The 16,683-nt window shown below is 64.4% G+C and carries 15 protein-coding genes and 1 tRNA gene; 4 read left to right on the forward strand and 12 right to left on the reverse strand.

Going from position 1 to position 16,683, the window contains the following annotated elements:
• Nucleotide 1 precedes the first annotated feature (1 nt).
• The 9 genes from KZ813_RS20495 to cpdR all read right to left on the reverse strand — a co-directional run bounded on the left by KZ813_RS20495 (nt 2) and on the right by cpdR (nt 9,451).
• A complete protein-coding gene (locus KZ813_RS20495) occupies nt 2–214 on the reverse strand; it encodes an AAA family ATPase (protein WP_373369285.1) in 213 nt (70 codons plus the stop codon).
• 121 nt (nt 215–335) lie between these two features.
• Entirely contained in the window at nt 336–1,487 is a 1,152-nt protein-coding gene (locus KZ813_RS15230) for a restriction endonuclease subunit S (protein WP_219755835.1), read from the reverse strand.
• Nucleotides 1,474–3,591: an HsdM family class I SAM-dependent methyltransferase gene (locus tag KZ813_RS15235; protein WP_219755836.1), complete on the reverse strand. Its 2,118-nt coding sequence runs from the start codon at nt 3,589–3,591 to the stop codon at nt 1,474–1,476. The genes KZ813_RS15230 and KZ813_RS15235 overlap by 14 nt, the downstream gene beginning before the upstream one ends.
• Before the next feature lie 295 nt (nt 3,592–3,886).
• Complete coding sequence (locus KZ813_RS15240; protein WP_219755837.1) at nt 3,887–4,861, reverse strand: hypothetical protein; 975 nt, start codon at nt 4,859–4,861, stop codon at nt 3,887–3,889.
• Between the two features lie 120 nt (nt 4,862–4,981).
• Nucleotides 4,982–5,557: a recombinase family protein gene (locus tag KZ813_RS15245; protein WP_219755838.1), complete on the reverse strand. Its 576-nt coding sequence runs from the start codon at nt 5,555–5,557 to the stop codon at nt 4,982–4,984.
• Between the two features lie 756 nt (nt 5,558–6,313).
• The gene (locus KZ813_RS15250) at nt 6,314–7,129 is read right to left on the reverse strand and encodes a phage replication initiator YdaU family protein (RefSeq protein ID WP_219755839.1); all 816 of its coding nucleotides are present in this window, start codon (nt 7,127–7,129) and stop codon (nt 6,314–6,316) included.
• Between the two features lie 651 nt (nt 7,130–7,780).
• The gene (locus tag KZ813_RS15255) at nt 7,781–8,638 is read right to left on the reverse strand and encodes a site-specific integrase (RefSeq protein WP_219755840.1); all 858 of its coding nucleotides are present in this window, start codon (nt 8,636–8,638) and stop codon (nt 7,781–7,783) included.
• A gap of 302 nt (nt 8,639–8,940) precedes the next feature.
• Nucleotides 8,941–9,015 (reverse strand) — tRNA-Val (locus KZ813_RS15260).
• 58 nt (nt 9,016–9,073) lie between these two features.
• Complete coding sequence (cpdR, locus tag KZ813_RS15265; protein WP_219755841.1) at nt 9,074–9,451, reverse strand: cell cycle two-component system response regulator CpdR; 378 nt, start codon at nt 9,449–9,451, stop codon at nt 9,074–9,076.
• A 155-nt stretch (nt 9,452–9,606) separates the two neighbouring features.
• On the opposite strand from cpdR, the gene KZ813_RS15270 reads away from it, so the two are divergent.
• Nucleotides 9,607–10,449, forward strand: coding sequence for an N-formylglutamate amidohydrolase (locus KZ813_RS15270; protein WP_219755842.1), 843 nt, complete (start codon nt 9,607–9,609; stop codon nt 10,447–10,449).
• Nucleotides 10,450–10,635: 186 nt separating this feature from the next.
• Here the strand turns inward: KZ813_RS15270 and KZ813_RS15275 are convergent, their stop codons facing one another.
• From KZ813_RS15275 to KZ813_RS15285, 3 genes are all read right to left on the reverse strand, one after another.
• Nucleotides 10,636–11,178, reverse strand: coding sequence for a cytochrome b (locus KZ813_RS15275; protein WP_219755843.1), 543 nt, complete (start codon nt 11,176–11,178; stop codon nt 10,636–10,638).
• A 21-nt stretch (nt 11,179–11,199) separates the two neighbouring features.
• The gene (locus KZ813_RS15280; RefSeq protein ID WP_219755844.1) at nt 11,200–11,967 is read right to left on the reverse strand and encodes a SapC family protein; all 768 of its coding nucleotides are present in this window, start codon (nt 11,965–11,967) and stop codon (nt 11,200–11,202) included.
• Between the two features lie 81 nt (nt 11,968–12,048).
• Complete coding sequence (locus KZ813_RS15285) at nt 12,049–13,542, reverse strand: FAD-binding oxidoreductase (protein ID WP_219755845.1); 1,494 nt, start codon at nt 13,540–13,542, stop codon at nt 12,049–12,051.
• 31 nt (nt 13,543–13,573) lie between these two features.
• Between KZ813_RS15285 and KZ813_RS15290 the strand changes: the two genes are divergently transcribed.
• The 3 genes from KZ813_RS15290 to ppk2 all read left to right on the forward strand — a co-directional run bounded on the left by KZ813_RS15290 (nt 13,574) and on the right by ppk2 (nt 16,651).
• Nucleotides 13,574–14,047, forward strand: coding sequence for a hypothetical protein (locus KZ813_RS15290; protein ID WP_219755846.1), 474 nt, complete (start codon nt 13,574–13,576; stop codon nt 14,045–14,047).
• 307 nt (nt 14,048–14,354) lie between these two features.
• Nucleotides 14,355–15,788 carry a DEAD/DEAH box helicase gene (locus KZ813_RS15295; protein ID WP_219755847.1) on the forward strand — a complete coding sequence of 478 codons (1,434 nt, stop codon included), beginning with the start codon at nt 14,355–14,357 and terminating at the stop codon, nt 15,786–15,788.
• A gap of 62 nt (nt 15,789–15,850) precedes the next feature.
• A complete protein-coding gene (ppk2, locus tag KZ813_RS15300; protein ID WP_219755848.1) occupies nt 15,851–16,651 on the forward strand; it encodes a polyphosphate kinase 2 in 801 nt (266 codons plus the stop codon).
• Nucleotides 16,652–16,683: the final 32 nt, after the last annotated feature.

Below are 16,683 nucleotides of genomic sequence, written 5' to 3' on the forward strand. Positions count from 1 at the left end.
GCTATCGCCCTGAAAGCGCGGACGTGAGCAGCAGCCCAGTCCCGCATCGGCTCAAGAACGTCAGAGCGTCGATCAGATTCGATTTGCCGCTTGCGTTCGTGCCGATCACTACCGTGAGCGGATCAATGTGGAGCCTCGCATCCTCGAAGCTCTTCCAATTCTCAAGGCGAACGAACGTGATCATAGGCGACCGGTAGCACGCGGTGGACACCATGAGGAAGACCAGCCAACCTCGCTAACCTCTCGTGCCGAGAAGCCGGCATGCGCCAGCTCGACGGACCGTCTTGTGACCGGTCGGCTGGCGGCTAAAGGGTCGTGCGAAGCGGCAGCGAGGCTTACCTTGGCTCGAATCCGGCGATCGTCACCCTCATTTTGGCAATGCGTTCTAAGCGGCTGATGACGAGCTGTTGCCTGCTTCTAAGTGCATTCATCTTGTCAGCGAGCTTTTGTTGCCGTTCGAGGTCCGGCAAACCGTATTGGTCCGTAGGAAGAGCAAAGCTGCACTGCTTCACCATGTCAGTTGTGACCCGAGTGTAATCAGGTGAACCGTCTTCTCGGAATCTTCCAATCGCTATGTCGAGGAACACTGGGGTAAGGACAAGCTCCATGTAGGGCAGGTATATCTTATCGCGGACATCGTCGCGGACGCGGAGGATGCCGCAATGAGAGTTCGCGCTGAAGGCGCCATCTCTCACGAACGTATGTCCAGCATATCCGTCCGCGGCCCACGTCAAGCACGGGCCTTCGAAATCAGCGGATGCGACGTACCCGGCGACCTCGTTTCGACGCGAAGATCCTGTGTAGACGGGGAACGGACCCGGAGTAGTCAATATGTACCTTTGGGTCATCTTCCCGCTTCCTCGAAACGGCTCCTCGAAGATGTCCAGAAGGGCGAATTCCTTGAAGGGTGGAGAGAGGCTCGGGTATGCGACATTCAATGAACTTACATGGTTGGACATCCCCGCCAGCTTGCGCTGGAAGGATGCAACCTTCTCGAACCGGCCAGCTACCTCCTCTTGAGCAGCTAGATCGGGCAGCTTGTCAGATGATATTGGCACGGATACGAACACGCCTGCGGCCGCGCCGGTGGCGATTTTAGTATAATCGCTTTCGCCATTTTCCTTCAAACGCCCAGTGGCGGCCGCCTTGAAGGCTGTTGTCAGCGCTGGAACGAAATAGGCAAGCGAGATACGGTCTCGGAGTTCTTTTTTGGGCGACAGAACGCCTACGTCGCGAGTTGCGCAGAACCGGCCATTGCGCCGGATGACCTCTCCCGCGTACCCGTTTGTTGTCCAAGTAAGACAATCTTCGTTAAAGTCGAAGCGGTCTACCCATCCCGCGACCGCGGCCTCGTCGGTGGAGGCTGAGAAAACGGGGTAAGGCCCTGGATGTTCTCGATAGTAGCGTTTGATGTAGCGAGTTTTACCTCGTCCAATGTCAAACAGCTCGTCGACGCGAAAGTCACGATAAGTCTCACTCGGCATCATCGATCCCCGAGATCAAGTCTCCAAGCTCAACGTACACAGCCCGGACGGAGTCGAAGAATTCCTCCTCCGTGATGGTGGTCAGCTCCTCGTGAATGCCAAGCGCAACCTTCTCTTCCGGTGTCCAGAAACGATCGACCGACCAGGAGCCTGACGTAAGAACGTCCGCCGCGGGGATCAGCTTAACCTTCGGTGATGAGAGGTGTGAGCCTGCCTCTGGATCCTCAGCAAACCGGCCTTTCACGCTGATAAAGCTGCGATAGAGCCGCGCCAACTCTGGCATGTCGGTTTCGTGGGTAGGAAACCGCATACCGTCCAGGCTTTCGCCAAAGGAGCCGACGAGGTATGCGAACACTGGATGGTTTTGGCCGGCACCTGGCTCTGACTTGCGAGTGATGCAAAGAACGTACGTCTTCTTCTTCACCGCATAGAAGGTCTTAACTGGAAGGGAGATAATCCCGTCTATCGAGCAGCGTTCCGCTACCCAGGCCCGGAGGCGGGCGTCGGCCGATCGCAAGAATACGCCGTCAGGGAGGATAATGAAGGCGCGTCCGTTCGGCGCCAACTCGCGGACGATCTTCTCGACGAAGAGACCTTCGAGGCCCGAGCCACCAGCCGTATAGCTCAACCCCGCCCGTCTGGCCGCATCCTTTATACTTCCAGCGCCACTGTTTAGGTATGGAGGGTTCGAGAGAACGAGGTGGTAGGCATCCTCATTTATTTCAGATAGCGATCCCAGGCTAGTTTCTGTATACGCCTGAAACACCTCATTGAAGCACTCCGCCATTGCGCGTGTGGCGTTGGGATGCTCAACGAGTAGGTCCGACTGATAAATAACGAAGTTCGCCTTGGCCAAGATAATCGCAAGGTTCTCGTCAAGGCGGTCGCTGCCCTTGTCGAAGCCACGATACTCTATGTCTGAGGTTACCTTCGGATGTTCGACCGTTCGGCGACCCTCCCTGCGGCGTTCGACCGAAAGACTAAACTCAGGTCTGTTTAATCGTGCTGCTCTGCGTGCCGCAGCCTCCAAGGGAAAGCCCCCTACGCCGCAAGCCGGGTCCGCGATCACCGAGCCTGCGGGCAACGACTCTACGTCGGCCATGTCGACAATGCCCTTCATCAGCCGTCGCGGCGTAAAGAATTGCCCTAAGGATCGCTGTCCAACGCTGCCCTTGAGGAAATCCTCAAACAGGCGTGACTTAAATTCCTTGTCAATGTGAATAAATTTACCGCCATCCTCGGAAAGTTCGTATTCCTTAAACTTTGTGAGAATGGACTTGAAAACGTAGTTGTGATCACTGTTGCCGGGGTTCAGGGCGAAGCCGTTAACAAGTGTAGTGCGGTCGACCTGACTTGACGGGAACTTATCCCGGATGCGATCTCGCACGTTCGCGCGATAATAGCGGAGGCATTGCTCCGCCGGCTTCGCAAGAACGGCCTCGAAGGATATCTCCGTGCCGTTATCATCGGTTGTCAAGATGCCTAGATCTGAAAGGTATTTGAACATAAATATTTCGACGAATGTGGACAGCGCCTGTGCTGGTGAAGGCGTGTTTCCGGCCGTGTATATGTCCTGCCAAACTGATCTCGCGAGTCCCGAGGGGTTAAGGCTTCTCCGTTCTGGAAGGACGTCCCCGTCTAGTCGCTCGTCAAGGCTCTCAACGAGTATGCGTGCGGCATCTACGCGGGCCTGATCTTGGTGGCCAGGTGAAAGAAATGGGGTGTTTAGGATGGTCCCATCAGCCCGGCGAATAGGATTGTACTGGCCCAGCTCAGCGGGAAGAAACCAGAACGAGGCAACGGTGTCGGACGAGATAGCGAATTTGGCACCTAAGGCGGCCGCAACTGTGGCCGCCTGTGCTATCCCGTCATCCCGACGAAGGTTGTCTTTGAACTCGATTACCGCCACAACACGGGGTTTGCCGCTGCGTTGATCAACGATCAGAGCATCAGGCTTGCGGTTCTCGAAACCTGTGTAATCCCGGGGCGGGATTAGCTTGGCTGCTTTCAAAGCACCCAGCGTCGTTGCGCCGATATTCAGGTATTCAAGGGGACCATATGGCTCTCCACCTTTCTCCAAACCACGCTGCTTTAGTTCTTCTGACATGAGCGTCCTACCGAGTGCGTACGAGGTGTTTTGGGCCGTTCTCGTTCTGGTCTGGGCGGCGAGTACACCACGGCTGCGATTTCTGAAGCCCCTAATCGCCGCGACATGGTGATAGTCAGACGCTCATGCGTCTCCCAGCAACCCTTGGCGGGCTAGGAGGGGCAGGGCCGCCACGTTGTCGACATGCGGACGTTCGGGTGGGGTAGAGCAAGGCGCCGGGGTGGCACGAGTCCGCCGCCAATGCGTGGGTGATCGCGCGTTCTAAGGAATTTCGCCGTGCGACCATCCCGCGAGCCTATATCGCTATCCGAATGATCTCCATCAATCGGCGGAACTCAGCGTCATCTGAGGCACCCTTCCATCGGTTGACAAAACGGCAGACAATCTGGACGTTTCCGGGTTCATAATGGCCGTTGCTGTCGATCCGATCGAGAGAGCAGCGCATTTCGTGGTCATCCCCTCCCGACAGCTGCATAGGCAGTTCGCTGATGGCGCACAGCCCGCCCTGAGCATCGTACAGGGCGTCCACGTAAGCCTCGGCCTCTCTTGGGCCTGCAAACCGAAAATCCTTGTTCTTTACGATACGGACACGGCTCTGGCCGTTTGCTGAAGATGCCGTGTACTGGGCGTTACGCACCATTTCCGCGATCGTTACCTCGCGAGCGTTGAAATTCCGAGCGGCTCCGGGCCGATTGGCCTGTTTCGCCTGCCACTCCGGGAGAGAGTGCCACGGTGTCAGATCATCGCCGTTGACGATCGCCAAGGCGTAACCCGCATACCGCTCGCTGAGCTGTTGAAGCGTCGCCTCAGTGGCAAAGAAGTCATGTGACTTGGGGTGTAGCCCCTTCCACTCGAGCCGCCTTCCACGTCGATCGTGACAAGCCCACGGCTGACACGGTTTGCGGTAGTAGTAAACGTCAGGACTGCCCCACGCCTTGGGTCTGAGGTCAGGCTCCAACGTGATCGTAGCTGGATCTTTATTGGTGATGGTCCACCACAGCATGTCTCCGTCTCGATGCAGCCAGAGGTCATCCTCGCTGCCAACGATGATAGATCCGAGGTTAAACCATCGACCAGCAACTGCGGGGATGGGAGCAATCCCTCGTGCCGTCTTCAGATTGCGAATCGCGTAATCGATATACGCGGCGCGATCTCCTGCTTGCCAGAAGGCATGAACACGCTCGTCCTGCATCGTGGCCACGACGTTGTTCTCACGACAACGTGGCCACTCATAGTTCTCCAAGCCGAAGTTTGCAACGTAGACGCGCATGCGCTTCTTATCCTCTCAAGATGTCGTGTTTCGTTGACCAAGGCTTTGCCGTTATCCGCCTTCGATCCTACGAATGCGATCGATGCTCCTGACGCGCCGCGCATCGGGCGGCCAGTCCCGTCAACTGGCAAGCTCCGCTGGTCTTGTGGGGCTGGCTGAACCAATTGCACGGTACACACTCGCGCGACCTATACCCAGCTCGCGGGCTATCTCCGCGGCTCTCTTGCCCGCTTCATGAAGCTCACGGACGCGTGCGACATCAACGCTGGGCTTTCGCCCCTTGTAAACGCCGGCGGCCTTGGCCTTAGCGATCCCGTCAGCCTGTCTCTCCTTGCGTATATCCGCTTCAAAGGCGGCGACGGCGCCGAGGATCGCAAGCATCAACCGCCCGGTCGAGCTATCCGTGTCCACTCCGGATTGCTGGAGACAGCGGAACCCGATTTTCTTCGCATCAAGCCGCTCTAAGATCGTAAAAAGGTCGACGACGGACCGAGCGAGACGATCGAGCCGCGTAACAACGAGGACGTCGCCCTCACGGACGAAGTCAATGCAGTCAGCCAGCGCCTGCCGGTCCGTGGTGCTTCGACCAGATCGTTTTTCGGAAAACACCTTCTCGCATCCGGCTTTCGCCAAAAGGTCGAGCTGTACGTCGAGGCTTTGGCCGACGGAACTGACGCGGGCATATCCGACAAGCATGTGGACTCCGTCTCGTTAGGGCTTAGAGGCTGCCATCTCAGAGTTTGCCGATTTTTGATCAACCCTATTGAGACGGGTTTAGCTGTCCCGTTTTGTGTCGCGTTGGAGTATACCCTACTGAGAGCCATCCTCCGGGGCAGTCTCACGCCGCGGACGGCCCTTCAAAGAGAGACGGATTGCCCTTCTCAGCGACGGACGATCGATCTCCGGCTGGTGCAAATGTGCGTGACCGTGCCACGGCTCGAAGGAGCGTCGTGAGGCGGCCAGGGTGGCGCGCCGCGGCTCATATCGTCGAAACCACAGAGGCGATCACATAGACTCGCATAGCGTCGTTTGAAGGGCTTCGTAGGCAGCTTGACCCGAGCCACTAACCACGCGCTACCGGCGCAACGCATGTCGCGTACGGCCCAACAACGGCAATTAGCATTATCTGGTGACCCGCCAGCCTCGATCCCTCCAGCGACGGCTATCACGGAAAGCCGGTGACTCGAAATGTCTGCTCCAAAGGCGTTCGGAAGCGACTTCGATGCTGACCGCCGAACACATGTCACGAACATGGCAGGGCATGGCGGAGGAACTGATCCAACCTGACGGCATGGCGGAGAACCTGATTGGGGTGCCTGCCCGATTGCGTTCGCCGCAAAGCCGCAGAGATCCGCCAGAAATGGCGCTTTCCCGCGCCGAGTTTTGGCAGCCTCAGCGGGAAGAAGAGGGGTTGGGGGGCTTTCGAGCGTCAAGCGCGTTCACCTTCGCAAGTTACAAGATGTGTTTGCCTCTGCGTGGTTCGCCATCGAAGTCAGTCCAGCGACGCTGTTTTGGCGTATTCGGTGGGTAGAACGTCTTCCAGTTTGCCGATATCGCCTTATTGATAATGTCATCCACAACGTAGCCCTCATGGAACAGCCGGCCGATATCAGCTATTTGAGATTCCATCTGGCTGCTCGTCAAGCGCCGACCCTGCGCTTCGTTGTGTTGTACCCATCGTCGCCACAAATCAGGCTTGATGGCTCCAGGAACAAAAACACCAAATTCCCTTTTGAGTTCTTCCTGTTCTTTCTTCTTTTTCTCTCCATGTGTTTTAGGTGTTATCTCTGTGGGCGTTTCCGTCCGGGTTGCAGGGGCCTTATCGTCCAGGTTGCTAGGCTCCACACGTCCAGGTTCGCTGGATGGTTCCTGCCTCAATGACGCGCTTTCGTGCCGGGTTGTCGTCGCCTGGTCCCGGACCGTTCCTGCCGGGATCGGCGAAGACCCGATCTTGCCCGCCCCGTCCTCTTCAAGAGGAGGAAGATTGTATGCTCCGGCAGAGTCCTCTCCCACGACCCCCTTCGGGAAGGTATGCACCTCAGCTCGCTCTCCGAGGAAGAGGCGGCGTCGTTTGCTGGTGCCATTCTCGACTCGGAGGACCTCGCTTGCGGCTAGGTTTGCGATCATCTCGCGGACTCTCCGCTCACCAACCCCAAGCATCTGGGCGAAGTGAGCATTGCTAGCGTAGCACCCCTTGCTTTTCTGCAGAATCCTGATCTCAGACACAAGCATTTTATCCGCCGCGGCCAGTATGTTGTTAAACAGCACCTCATTGGGAATCCAAAGACCTGTTTGCCTGTCTTTGGGAACTCCATTCTTGGCTTTGCGCGGCACTATTAGCCTCGGGCATTGATTCGACGTGTAATCGTCTAGAAGTTTGAGGGCGATCTCGTCAACTGCATTGGTAAATATTAGATTGTCTAGTGGAATGCACGTAAAAAACCGGCGGTATTTTTGATGGTCTGCGCTTATATTGTGGCCGATTTGATGGCTGTAAAACCACCCTTGATACTAGAAAATACGATCCTGTTTCAGGCCCGAGTTTTTCACTTGTTCATGCGTGAAGCACGCGTTCCTCTGTTGCTTCCTGTCACTTTCGGCGAGCCGATTGGCAGCCTCTCGCGCCTGGAAAGCTAGCCTGCTGGCAATACCTTCTTACCGGAATCGATCGCCTCGATCAGGGATCGCGGGCAGAACGACCAAGCGCGTCCTGCTTGAACGTACTAGACGCCACAGCGAGATAGGCAGAGGTGACCGTAATACGCTGGCGGAGATAAGCGGGTGGGGTAGGGGTCAGATTGAACCATCTCTCGCGTGGGAATGCAGGCAAGGAACAACCTCACTGGAGAGCCTTGTACGCATCACTCGTGTGGCGAGAGGGGAGCCTTTCGATCCCCTCTTCTCGCGAACAGGCAGCCCCTAGTCCGCCGGCACGGCGGCCGACCTCTCGGTCTGCGACCCACCCGGCCAACGCCTTCCCTTAAGCTTGTGAGCTAGCTCAACAGGACGGAGGTGCGTGTATCGAAAGAGCATACGGGGGTCGCGATGGCCGGAGATGATGGCAACCTCGGGCAGCGAGAGGCCCAACTCAAAGAAGCGGGAGATCGCTTCATGGCGTAGATCGTGGAAGTGAAGATCCAGAAGGCCCGATCTCCGCACCGCCCTTACCCACGCCAGCTTAAGCGCGTTCGAGGTAAGCGGGAAGACATGCGTTCCCAGCGATGGCGGCGTCTCTAGGATCTCGAGGGCATGGTCCGTCAGTGGGATGGTTCGTGGATTTCCGGTCTTAGTTCTCGGGATATGTGCCGTGCGTCGCGCGATATCGACCCAGCGCCATTCCAACGCGACGATCTCGCCCCTGCGCAAGCCAGTTTCGATCGCGAATCGGACCACGTTGGCAAGCCATGGATTGCGGGAAGCACCCATCGCATGTTCGAGTCGCTCAAGCTCCCCGTCCTCCAGGCGGCGGTGACGGGCGTTATTGAGGGGCGGTTGCCGTATGTCCTTCACCGGATTGCACGGAAGGCGGAAGCTCCACTCCTTCTGCGCGACGTCTAAGGCATGCTGAATGAGGGACAGCTCACGCCTGATCGTGCCTGCCTTCACCGTGAGCAGTCGCCGGTCCCGGTACTCCGCAACGTGCTGGGAGCTGAGAATCGACAGCGAGACCGCGCCAAGCGGATCCCGCTGGATCTGGCGTAGGCGATACCTTTCGGTGACCTCGCTGCGCTTCGTGGGTGTAACCTCTTCAATGTACCGGTCCAGCAGCTCGGACAACGAGATTGATCGCAGGACGCTAAGCGAGGTGGGCATCTCGCCTGCCTCGATTCTTGCTTCCTGAGCCGTCGCCCATGCTGAAGCTGCGGTCTTGGACGCAAAGGTTCGTGATTGCGCCGCCACGCCCTTTCGGCGGATTTGGACGGACCACCGCTGTCCGCGCTTTGTAATCGTAGCCATCGCATTCCTCGTGTGACAAAATTGCTTCACGAGCGAAGGCCAAGGCCGAAGTCAGGCGATTTCCTCACCGGCTGGTGAGACAGAAAATGCCAACATCCCAAGGGGATGCTGGCATTTTTTGGTGGTGGGCGTGGCAAGGATTGAACTTGCGACCCCTGCGATGTCAACACAGTGCTCTACCACTGAGCTACACGCCCGAGGGTGGCGCCTCTAACCGGCCGTGGCGGCGGGCGCAAGCGCCTTTTCGCGCGCGCGTCAGATCAGCTCGTTGGCGGCGTCGACGTCGAACAGCCGCTCCACCTCCAGCACGAGGTCGCGCAGGTGGAAGGGCTTGGAGAGCACCCGCGCCTGCGGCATCGCGTTGCCCGCCTTCAGCGTCACCGCGGCGAAGCCGGTGATGAACATCACGCGCATCCCCGGCGCCAGCTCCTGCGCCTTCTGCGCCAGCTCGATGCCGTCCATCTCGGGCATCACGATGTCGGTGAGCAGCAGGTCGAACCGCTCCTCCGTGATCAGCGGCAGCGCGGCGGTGCCGCGGTCCACCGCGGTGACGGCATAGCCCGATCGCTCCAGCGCGCGCGTGAGATACTCGCGCATCACCGAATCATCCTCGGCCAGAAGAATCCTGATCATCACGTGTCCATGCTCCCGAGCCGACGCTTATGCCCGATCCGCGTTGATTTTTCCACCAGCGGACATGGTGAACGGGCGACCTTGCCATACCGTGTCACCATAACGAGCGACGATGCGTTGCGGTGCCGCGACGGCTTCCATAGGGTCGCGCGCAGATGACGCGCAGCTTCCGACTGATCGGCGACACGCCGCCCGCCAGCCCGGTGGTGTTGTCGGTGCCGCACGCCGGGCGCGACTATCCCGCCGCGCTGCGCGACTCGCTGCGCGCGCCGCTGTCCTGCCTCGCCGCGCTGGAGGACCGGCTGGTCGACGCGCTCGCGCTCGCCGCGCGCCGCGACGAGACGCTGCTGGTGCAGGACGCGCCGCGCGCCTGGATCGATCTCAACCGCGCCGAGCACGAGCGCGACCCGTTGCTCGACGACGGCGCGCGCGGCGGCGCGCCGCTGTCGGCGAAGGTGCGCGCGGGCATCGGGCTGGTGCCGCGGCGCACCGCGGCGGCGGGCGAGCTGTGGCGCTGCAAGCTCAGCGCGGGCGAGGTGGAGGCGCGGATCGCGGCGGCGCACCGTCCCTATCACGCGGCGCTGGCGGAGGCCCTGTCGCAGGCGCGCGCGCGCTTCGGCTGCGCGGTGCTGCTCGACGTCCACTCGATGCCGCCGATCGCGGGCGGGCGCACCCGGCTGGTGATCGGCGACCGCTTCGGCCGCGCCGCGGGCGCGCGCTTCGTCGCGCGCGTGGAGGGCGCGGTGCGCGCGGCGCGGCTGAGCTACACGCTCAACACGCCCTACGCCGGCGGCCATATCCTCGAGCGCCACGCCGGGCCGCACCAGGGCGTGCACGCGATCCAGCTCGAGCTCGACCGCTCGCTCTACCTCGATCGCCGCCTCGACTCGCTCGGGCCGGGCGCGCCCGCGATGGTGGCGCTGCTGCGCGCCACGATCGACTCGCTCGCCGACGAGGCCTTGGCGGCGACGGGCAGCACGCCGCTCGCCGCCGAATGAAAAAAACCACCGCGTGCGAGCACGCGGTGGCCTAGGTTCAGGGAGGAGACACGCCAGAGGCGTGTCATACGGGCTCGCGAAAGGGGGGACACGAGCGCCGTACGTCATTAACTTAGGAAGGCGGTTTTTGGTTGCAACCCCCGCGACGCGAAATGTCGCCGCGCTGCGACGAACCGAGCGCGCGGCTCACGCCCCCGGCAGCATGCGCGCCAGCACGCGGTCGCGCAGCACCAGATGGTGGCGCAACGCCGCGGCGACGTGGAGCAGCACCAGCGCCAGCATCACCCAGCCGAGCAGCCCGTGCGCCTTGGCCGCGCCCTCGGCCGCGGGGGCGGTGGCGGGCAGGTAGGGCAGGTCGAACGCGCCGAACCAACTCAGCGGCCGGCGGCCCTGCGGGCCCGACACCATCACCCAGCCGCTCAGCGGCAGCGCCACGAGCAGCAGGTAGAGCGTCCAATGCGTCGCGTGCGCCGCGCCGCGCTCCCAGCCGGGCGTGTCGGCGGGCAGCGGCGGCGGACGGTGCGCCAGCCGCCAGGCGACACGCAGCGCGGTGAGCGCCAGCACGGTGATCCCCACCGCCTTGTGCGCGGGCATCAGCGCGCGCAGCGCCGGGATCGGGTCATGCCCCAGCCCGACGGCGATGTTGAAGATCACCAGCGCGGCGATCGTCCAGTGGAAGGCGATGGCGACGCGCGAGTAGCGCTCCGCCCGATATGCCCGCGTCGCCATCGCCGTCTCTCCCGCTGGTGGTTACATCGTCAGCTGCGGCTGCGGCACCTTGCCCAGCCGCACCTGCCGCGCGAAGATATCGCGCATCAGCGACAGCGAGAACAGGTGCGCGTACAGCAGCGGCAGCAGCCCCGACTGCGACATCTTGCGCAACTGGTCGCCGCGCAGGTCGACCAGCTTCTGCTCGTCGATCATCTGGAAGCCGCGGTAGACGAACGGCTGCTCGACGCCGTCCTGCTGGATCGTCACCTCGCCCTCCATCAGCAGGCCGAGCTCGCGCACCTCGTTCATGAACTGCGCCGTGCGCGCCGCGGCCTGCTCGAAGTTCTCGTTGAACTGCAGGATGTTGCGCGTCAGCTCCGTGGGCTGCCCGCCCTCGAACAGCGCGTCGCCCTCGGCGAAGGCGCCGATCGTCGGCGAGGTCGGGTCGAAGCACAGCGACAGCTCCTGCGCGTCCGGGGTCAGCCGCGCCAGCATGTACGGGTAGCGACGCACATAGGCGGGGACGTAGATCGTCTCTTCCAGCAGCTTGCCGCCGTCGTCGAGGAAGACGTTGACGCCCTCGTTGAGCCCCATCAGCGCCAGCGGGATCGCGTCGTCGCCCGAGGAGAACACGATCGGCATGTGCCGCTGCACCAGCGGGAATTCCTCGACCGTGAGCGGGATCGCGTGCTGGTTGGCGAGGAAGGGCGCGACGGTCGAGGGCTGCACCTTGTAATCGGCGTGCGTCTCGCTCGAGAGCGGCTCGAGCCCGTTGTAGAAGAGCGGCAGTTGCGGCGCGCTGGCCATGGGAATCTCCAGTGGACGGTGAGGGTTGGCAGTCAGGTCGCGGCGCGTCGCCCCGGGTCGCCGCGCGGATGGCCGCCGGGGTTATTCACTGCCGCGGTCGGGCGCAAGCGCGACGAGCTTGCCCGGGTTGAACAGCTGGCCCGGATCGAACGCGCGCTTGATCGCGCGCAGCGCGTGGAGCCGCGCCGGCGGGCCGAGCCGCTCGAGCTCGTCGCGCTTCATCTGGCCGATGCCGTGCTCGGCCGCGATCGAGCCCCCCGCCGCGACGACCAGGTCGTGGACGAAGCGCGACACCTGCGGCACCTGCTCGGCATACCAGCGCGCCGGGTCGGTGCCGGGCGCGGCGCGGACGTGGAAATGGACGTTGCCGTCGCCGAGATGGCCGAAGCCCGAGGCGCGCGTGCCGGGGAAGCGCGCGTCGCACGCCGCCGCGGCCTCGACCATGAAGCGCGGCATCGCCTCGACCGGCACCGCGATGTCGTGCTGCGCGGCGGGCCCGGTGGCGCGCTCGGCGTCGGAGATGGACTCGCGCAGCCGCCAGAAGGCGTCGGCCTGCGCCTCGCTCTGCGCCGGCGCGGCGTCGGCGATCTCGCCGGCGTCGAGCGCGGCGGCGAGCTGGGCCTCGACGAGCGTCGCGGGGTCGTCGCCCGCGGCGTCGGCGGTGACCTCGAGCAGCACGTGCCAGGCGTGGCGCGCGCCGAGCGGCGCGCGCGCGTCGGGCAGATAGGCCAGCACCGCGGCGAGCGACTCGTCGGGCAGCAGCTCGAAACTCTCCAGCGCGGGCGTGGCGCGCTGGAAGCGGCGCAGCAGCGCCATCGCCGCGTCGGGCGAGGCGACCCCGACCCAGGCGACCGCGCGCGCCAAGACCGCGGGCACCAGCCGCAGCGTGGCCGCGGTGACGACGCCCAGCGTCCCCTCGGCGCCGATCAGCAGCTGGTCGAGGTCGTAGCCGCGATTGTCCTTCCTCAGCGCGGCCAGCCCGTCGTGCAGCGTGCCGTCGGGCAGCACCGCCTCGAGGCCGGCGACCAGCCCGCGCATCGTGCCGAAGCGCAGCACCTGCGTGCCCCCCGCGTTGGTCGAGACCAGGCCGCCGACCGTGGCGCTGCCCTTGGCGCCGAGCGAGAGCGGGAAGCGCCGCCGCTCGGCCAGCGCGGCGGCGTGGAGGTCGGCGAGCACCACCCCCGCCTCGGCCACCACCAGCCCGGCGGCGGGATCGAGGCGGCGGATCCGGTTCATCCGGCGCAGCGAGAGGATCGCGGCGCTGCCGTCCGCCGGCGGGGTCGCGCCGCCGACCATCGAGCTGTTGCCGCCCTGCGGCACCAGCGGCACCGCGAGCTCCCGCGCCGCGGCGACGATCGCCTGCACCTCGGCCACGTCGCGCGGCTGGAGCAGCAGCGTCGCGCGGCCGTGCCAGCGGCGGCGCCAGTCGACCAGCCAGGGGGCGATCGCGTCCGGATCGGTGACGATCGCGCCGGGCGCGAGCCGGCCGGCGAGCGTCTCGGCGAGGCGGTGGTGCGCGTCGGTCACGCTCCTGCCCTTGCCCGAGAAAGCGGCCGCGTTCAATTCAGGCGGCATTCAACCGACTCTCCGCAACGGGCCATGCCGCATGTTCCAGCGCTTCCTGCCCGTCCTGACGCTGCTGGCCGCCGCCCCGCTGGCGGTGTCGGCGCGCGCGCCCGATCCGGCGTGGGACGGGGTGCGCTATGCCCAGCTGACGATCCACGAGCGGCTGATCATCCGCATCCCGCGCGTGGCCCCGGCGCCGCGCGGCGCGCGCGTGGTGACGCCGGCGCCGGTCGAGTGGGACGAGAAACGCGGCCCCGAGTGCCTGCGCGTCACCGCGCTGACCGGCGCGGCGATCGACACCAAGGGCGACGTCGACCTCGTCATCGAGGGCGCGCGCCGGATCCGCGCCAAGCTCGACGACGACTGCCCGACGCTCGACTTCTACGCCGGCTTCTACCTGCGCCCGACCAGCGACGGCCAGATCTGCGCGGGCCGCGACGCGATCCGCTCGCGCTCGGGCGCGCTGTGCCCGATCAGCAAGTTCCGCACGCTCGTGCCGAAGAAGCGGAAGTAGCGCGAGGCGACTTACCCGGCACCCCGGACTTGGTCCGGGATCCACCGTCCCGCAGGTGCGGCGGCTGCCGGGTGCGCGGCGCGGTGGATCCTGAGACGAGCTCAGGATGACGCCGTCGCGGGGGTGACATCCGGGTATGCCACGAGCATCACGCCGAGACAGGAAGGCCCGCGCCGCGACCCGCCCGCACCGCCGCCCATACCCCCGTCACCCCGCATTCTCCTTGACTTCTCATCGCGGATAGGGAAGCGCTCGGGGCCAGGCTATCCCTGCGGTTCCGCCCGCGCCCCACAGCCCGGACATCTGCATGAGCTTCGCCGATCTCGGCCTCTCCGACGAACTTCTCCGCGCCGTCGGCGACACCGGCTATACCGAGCCGACCCCGATCCAGGCGAGCGCGATCCCCCCCGTGCTGATGATGCGCGACATCATCGGCATCGCGCAGACCGGCACCGGCAAGACCGCCAGCTTCGTGCTGCCGATGATCGACATCCTCGCGCACGGCCGCAGCCGCGCGCGCATGCCGCGCAGCCTGATCCTCGAGCCGACGCGCGAGCTGGCCGCCCAGGTGGCCGAGAACTTCACCATCTACGGCAAGTATCACAAGCTCTCGATGGCGCTGCTGATCGGCGGCGTGCAGATGGGCGACCAGGTCAAGGCGCTGGAGAAGGGCGTCGACGTGCTGATCGCCACGCCCGGGCGGCTGATGGACCTGTTCGGCCGCGGCAAGATCCTGCTCACCGGCTGCTCGATGCTGGTGATCGACGAGGCCGACCGCATGCTCGACATGGGGTTCATCCCCGACATCGAGGAGATCTGCACCAAGCTGCCGGCGACGCGCCAGACGCTGCTGTTCTCCGCGACGATGCCGCCGCCGATCAAGAAGCTGGCGGACCGCTTCCTCAGCAACCCCAAGACGATCGAGGTGGCGCGCCCGGCCTCCACCAACGTCAACATCACGCAGTGGGTGGTGCCGGTGAAGGGCACGTCGCTCGAGAAGCGCCGCGTCCTGCGCCAGCTGCTCGAGCGGGACGACGTGCGCAACGCGATCATCTTCTGCAACCGCAAGACCACCGTGCGCGAGCTCAACAAGAGCCTGCAGCAGCACGGTCTCGCCAGCGGCGAGATCCACGGCGACATGGACCAGCCGGCGCGCCTCGCGGAGCTGGACAAGTTCAAGAAGGGCGAGGTCAACATCCTCGTCGCCAGCGACGTCGCGGCGCGCGGGCTCGACATCAAGGGCGTCAGCCACGTCTTCAACTTCGACGCGCCGTGGCATCCGGACGATTACGTCCACCGCATCGGCCGCACCGGCCGCGCCGGCGCGACCGGCGTCGCCTACACGCTGGCGGCGCCCGACGACCTCGAGAACATCGAGAATATCGAGAAGCTGACCGGCCAGAAGATCGCGCGGATCGACGCGCTGCCCGGGGCCGAGGCCGGGGCCGAGGCGGGCGCGGACGCGGTCGCGGAGGAGCGTCCCCGTCGCGGCCGCGAGCGCGGCGCCCGCCGCCCCGCGCGCGCCGAGCCACCGGCCGAGGCGGTCGCCGCCGAGCCGGCCGAGCGCCCGCGTCGCGCGCCGCGCGACGAGCGCCCGGCGCGCGCCGAGCGACCCGCGGCCGAGCCGCGGCAGGAGCGCTACGCCGACCGCCGCCGCGACCGCGACCGCGACGAGGCGCCCGACGACGGCGGCTGGAACGGCCCCGTGCCCGACTTCCTGCGGGTGGCGCTGACCGTCTGAGCGCGCATCCTCCCGCCGCCGGTGCGTTATAGCCGCAGCTGAGGCGACGGAGCGCGACACGGATGGGCAAGGATCACGGCGACAAGAACGGCGACGGGCATGGTGGCGGGCATGGCGGCGCGCACGCCAGCCTGGAGGAACTGCAGCTCGCGCTGGTGCACACGCAGCAGGCGGCGGCGCGCAGCGGCGAGCGCGTGGTGCTGGTGCTCGAGGGGCGCGACGGCGCGGGCAAGGACGGCGCGATCAAGCGGATCGTCGAGCACAGCTCGGTCCGCGCCACGCGCGTGGTGGCGCTGCCCAAGCCGTCCGACCGCGAGCGCACGCAATGGTATTTCCAGCGCTACGTCGCGCATCTACCCGCCGCGGGCGAGTTCGTGATCTTCAACCGCTCCTGGTACAATCGCGCCGGGGTCGAGGTGGTGATGGGCTTCTCCACCGCCGCCGAGCAGGCCGAGTTCCTCCGCGACGCCCCCGATTTCGAGCGGATGCTGGTGGAGAGCGGGATCAAGCTGGTGAAGCTGTGGCTCGACATCGGCAAGGAGGAGCAGCGCGAGCGGCTCGAGGCGCGGCGCGAGGACCCGCTCAAGGCGCTCAAGGTCTCGGACATGGACGCGGTCGCCCAGTCGAAGTGGGACGATTACACCGCGGCGCGCGACGTGATGCTGACGCGCACGCACACGCCGCTGGCGCCATGGCACTGCGTCCGCGCCGACGACAAGAAAGCGGCCCGCCGCGCGATCTTGGCGCACCTGCTCCACCGCGCCGCGCCGCCCGAGATCGCGCGCGAGGTACCGCTGCCCGACCCCGAGGTGCTGTTCACCTTCGAGGCGGCGGCGCTCAAGGACGGCCGGCTGGCGGACTGAGGCGCACGGGCGGGGGGCTATCGTCGATGGAG

Origin of the sequence: Sphingomonas folli (assembly GCF_019429525.1) — a bacterium.
In the GTDB taxonomy this organism is placed as follows: domain Bacteria; phylum Pseudomonadota; class Alphaproteobacteria; order Sphingomonadales; family Sphingomonadaceae; genus Sphingomonas; species Sphingomonas folii.

Excerpts from the sequence above, each read along its gene's own strand:
- ppk2 (WP_219755848.1), top strand. The coding sequence starts at position 15,851 with ATGGGCAAGGATCACGGCGACAAGAACGGCGACGGGCATGGTGGCGGG.
- KZ813_RS15245 (WP_219755838.1), bottom strand. The coding sequence starts at position 5,557 with ATGCTTGTCGGATATGCCCGCGTCAGTTCCGTCGGCCAAAGCCTCGAC.
- KZ813_RS15290 (WP_219755846.1), top strand. The coding sequence starts at position 13,574 with ATGTTCCAGCGCTTCCTGCCCGTCCTGACGCTGCTGGCCGCCGCCCCG.
- KZ813_RS15230 (WP_219755835.1), bottom strand. The coding sequence starts at position 1,487 with ATGATGCCGAGTGAGACTTATCGTGACTTTCGCGTCGACGAGCTGTTT.
- KZ813_RS15280 (WP_219755844.1), bottom strand. The coding sequence starts at position 11,967 with ATGGCCAGCGCGCCGCAACTGCCGCTCTTCTACAACGGGCTCGAGCCG.
- KZ813_RS15285 (WP_219755845.1), bottom strand. The coding sequence starts at position 13,542 with ATGCCGCCTGAATTGAACGCGGCCGCTTTCTCGGGCAAGGGCAGGAGC.
- KZ813_RS15275 (WP_219755843.1), bottom strand. The coding sequence starts at position 11,178 with ATGGCGACGCGGGCATATCGGGCGGAGCGCTACTCGCGCGTCGCCATC.
- KZ813_RS15240 (WP_219755837.1), bottom strand. The coding sequence starts at position 4,861 with ATGCGCGTCTACGTTGCAAACTTCGGCTTGGAGAACTATGAGTGGCCA.
- KZ813_RS15235 (WP_219755836.1), bottom strand. The coding sequence starts at position 3,591 with ATGTCAGAAGAACTAAAGCAGCGTGGTTTGGAGAAAGGTGGAGAGCCA.
- cpdR (WP_219755841.1), bottom strand. The coding sequence starts at position 9,451 with ATGATCAGGATTCTTCTGGCCGAGGATGATTCGGTGATGCGCGAGTAT.
- KZ813_RS15270 (WP_219755842.1), top strand. The coding sequence starts at position 9,607 with ATGACGCGCAGCTTCCGACTGATCGGCGACACGCCGCCCGCCAGCCCG.
- KZ813_RS20495 (WP_373369285.1), bottom strand. The coding sequence starts at position 214 with ATGGTGTCCACCGCGTGCTACCGGTCGCCTATGATCACGTTCGTTCGC.
- KZ813_RS15295 (WP_219755847.1), top strand. The coding sequence starts at position 14,355 with ATGAGCTTCGCCGATCTCGGCCTCTCCGACGAACTTCTCCGCGCCGTC.